The 332-nt window shown below is 67.2% G+C and carries 1 protein-coding gene and 1 pseudogene; both read right to left on the bottom strand.

Annotation, left to right across the window (positions count from 1 at the left end; all coding sequences use genetic code 11):
• Positions 1–230: helix-turn-helix domain-containing protein (locus ACNAW0_RS30800; protein WP_416291548.1), on the bottom strand; the 230-nt coding region annotated here is incomplete at its 3' end.
• Positions 227–332 (bottom strand): annotated as a pseudogene (locus tag ACNAW0_RS30795) (IS607 family transposase); the annotation flags it as partial. The gene ACNAW0_RS30800 and the pseudogene ACNAW0_RS30795, both read right to left, overlap by 4 nt.

Raw genomic sequence — 332 nt, 5'->3', positions numbered from 1 at the left:
ACAGGCAGCGACCACGGCCGCCACGGCGTCAACTCCTCCTCGCCGATGCCGTACGAGGCCTCCGCCTTGCGCTGCCACCACGACGCCATCACCCATGAGACAGCCCAGTTGAAGGCGACGCGAGCCGCACCACAATGCGACCGCAACCGCTGCTCCTGCGTAACGTTCGGATCCAACGCGAAACGAAACGCCTGGACCACGAAACCAGGCCGCGGCACGAACTTCTTCACACCAACAGACCCTCGCCGGTTGCGGCGGCCAGAGCGCGGGCGGCACGGTCCTTGCCTGCCCGCTGCCCGTACAGCCGGGCACACATCGACGTCAACACGTCG

This window comes from Micromonospora sp. SL1-18 (genome assembly GCF_047921505.1).
GTDB lineage: Bacteria > Actinomycetota > Actinomycetes > Mycobacteriales > Micromonosporaceae > Micromonospora.
The sequence above is the reverse complement of the archived record's forward strand: the minus strand, read 5'-3'. Positions and strand labels throughout refer to the sequence as shown.